Below are 2,456 nucleotides of genomic sequence, written 5' to 3' on the forward strand. Positions count from 1 at the left end.
TCGATCTGGGTTCTCGGGGCGGGGAGCTTCGGGATCTGGTGGGTCTGCTGGAGCAGGCCGCTGCTGGTGGTGAGTGGGAGATCCGGCTGGGGGACGGGCTGGTCGAGGTGCCCCGGCTTGTCCGGGTCGCTGACGAGGATGCCCTGGTCGGGGGTGTGGGTGCGGGTTGTGTGGTGGTGACCGGTGGTACCGGGACGTTGGGCGGGCTGGTGGCCCGGCATCTGGTCGCCGCGCACGGGGTCCGGAATCTGATGCTGGTCTCACGGCGGGGCCCGGCCGCCGAAGGAGCCGCGCGGCTGCGTGCCGAACTGCAGGCCGCCGGCGCCCAGGTGCGGATCGTGGCCTGTGATGTGGCTGACCGTGCCCAGGTCGAGGAGCTGCTCGCCGGAGCGTCGGCGCCGCTCAGCGGGGTGATCCACACCGCCGGCGTCCTGGACGACGCGGTTCTGGGCGGGCTCACGCCGGAGCGGTTGGAAACGGTGCTGCGTCCGAAGGCGGATGCGGCCACACACCTGGACGAGCTGACACGCGGGCTCGGGCTGGCCGCGTTTGTGGTGTTCTCCTCCAGTGCGGGGGCGCTGGGTACTCCCGGGCAGGGGAACTACGCGGCAGCCAACTGCTATCTCGACGCGCTGGCCGCCCGGCGCCGTGCCGCCGGTGAGGCCGCGGTGTCGCTGGCGTGGGGCTACTGGGCTGAGGCGAGCACGATCACCGGGAATCTGACCCAGACGGATCTGGCTCGGATGGGCCGTGCCGGGATCGGCGCGCTGAGCGCCGAAGAGGGCATGGCGTTGCTGGATCGGGCTCTGGCCTCCCGGCACTCGATGCTGGTTCCGATGGTGCTGGATCTGCCGGTGCTGCGCCGTCAGGACGGTCCGGTTCCCGGACTGTTGCGGGCTTTGGCCGGGCCGCAGCGCCGTGTCGCCTCTGGTGCTGTGGACGTGTTGCGGTCGACGCTGGCCGGGATGGCGGCAGGGGACCAGGTCGAGCATCTGGCCGGGTTGGTGTGTGCCGAGGCGTCGGTTGTGCTGGGTGGTGCGGGTCGGGATCTGGTCCGGGTCGATCAGGCGTTCAATGACGCGGGCTTTGATTCGCTGACCTCGGTCGAACTCCGCAATCGGCTGACCGCGCTGGCCGGGATGCCTTTGCCCGCGACGTTGGTGTTCGACTACCCGACGCCGTTGGCGCTGGCCGACTACCTGCTTGGCGAGCTGGTCGGTGCCGTCCCCCTCGCCGTCGCCCCCGACGTGAGGTCTGTGACGGATGAGTTGGTGGCGGTCGTGGGTGTGGGGTTGCGGCTGCCCGGCGGTGTGGATGGTCCGGCCGCGTTGTGGGAGCTGCTGTCCTCGGGCGTGGACGTGGTGGGGGGTTTCCCGACTGATCGCGGTTGGGATGTGGAGGGCCTGTTCGATCCGGACCCTGACGCTCCGGGGAAGTCCTACGTTCGTGAGGGCGGCTTCCTCACTGATGCGGCCGGGTTTGACGCGGGGTTCTTTGGGATCAGTCCGCGTGAGGCGTTGGCGATGGATCCGCAGCAGCGGTTGTTGTTGGAGACCTCCTGGGAGGCGCTGGAGCGGGCGGGGATCGACCCGTCCTCCCTGCGGGGTCAGCGCGTGGGGGTCTATGCGGGGCTGATCGCCAATGATTATCTCGCTGCTGCTGGGGCGGTGCCTGAGACGGAGGGGTATCGGTCGACGGGTGCGATCTCCAGTGTTGCGTCGGGGCGTATCTCGTATGTGCTGGGCTTGGAAGGCCCGGCGGTGAGTGTGGACACCGCGTGTTCGTCGTCGTTGGTGGCGTTGCATCTTGCCGCGCAGGCGTTGCGCTCGGGTGAATGCTCGATGGCCTTGGCCGGTGGTGTGACCGTGATGGCGCATCCGGGTGTGTTCGTGGAGTTCTCTCGCCTGCGTGGTGTCTCCGCCGACGGCCGTTGTAGGGCGTTCTCGGACACTGCGGATGGAGTGGGCTGGGGCGAGGGCGCCGGGATGCTCGTGTTGGAGCGCCTGTCGGACGCGCAGCGGCTCGGGCATGAGGTGCTGGCCGTGGTCCGGGGTAGTGCGGTGAATCAGGATGGCGCGTCCAATGGGCTTACGGCTCCCAACGGTCCTTCGCAGCAGCGGGTGATTCGTCAGGCGTTGGCGAGTGCGGGGCTTGCTCCGGCTGAGGTGGACGCGGTCGAGGCGCACGGTACGGGCACGGCTTTGGGTGATCCGATCGAGGCGCAGGCGCTGCTGGCGGTCTACGGCGATCGTGGCGAGCAGGGCGAGCCGTTGTGGTTGGGGTCGGTGAAGTCGAACATCGGCCACGCCCAGGCTGCGGCCGGTGTCGCGGGGATCGTCAAGATGATTCTGGCGATGCGGCACGGTGTGCTGCCCCGGACTTTGCACGCTGAGACCCCGTCGTCGAAGGTCGACTGGTCGGCCGGGGATGTGCGGGTCCTGACGGAAGAGCGTGAG

Annotated in this window: 2 protein-coding genes; one reads left to right on the top strand and one right to left on the bottom strand. The window is 69.3% G+C overall.

Going from position 1 to position 2,456, the window contains the following annotated elements; all coding sequences use genetic code 11:
• Positions 1-236, bottom strand: a 236-nt coding sequence (locus tag LO762_RS32180) for a hypothetical protein (RefSeq protein WP_230620130.1), incomplete at its 3' end; no start/stop codon positions are given.
• On the opposite strand from LO762_RS32180, the gene LO762_RS32185 reads away from it, so the two are divergent.
• A partial coding sequence (locus LO762_RS32185; RefSeq protein ID WP_230620132.1) for a type I polyketide synthase occupies positions 210-2,456 on the top strand: 2,247 nt, incomplete at its 3' end. The genes LO762_RS32180 and LO762_RS32185 overlap by 27 nt on opposite strands.

Origin of the sequence: Actinocorallia sp. API 0066, assembly GCF_020991275.1 — a bacterium.
In the GTDB taxonomy this organism is placed as follows: domain Bacteria; phylum Actinomycetota; class Actinomycetes; order Streptosporangiales; family Streptosporangiaceae; genus Actinocorallia.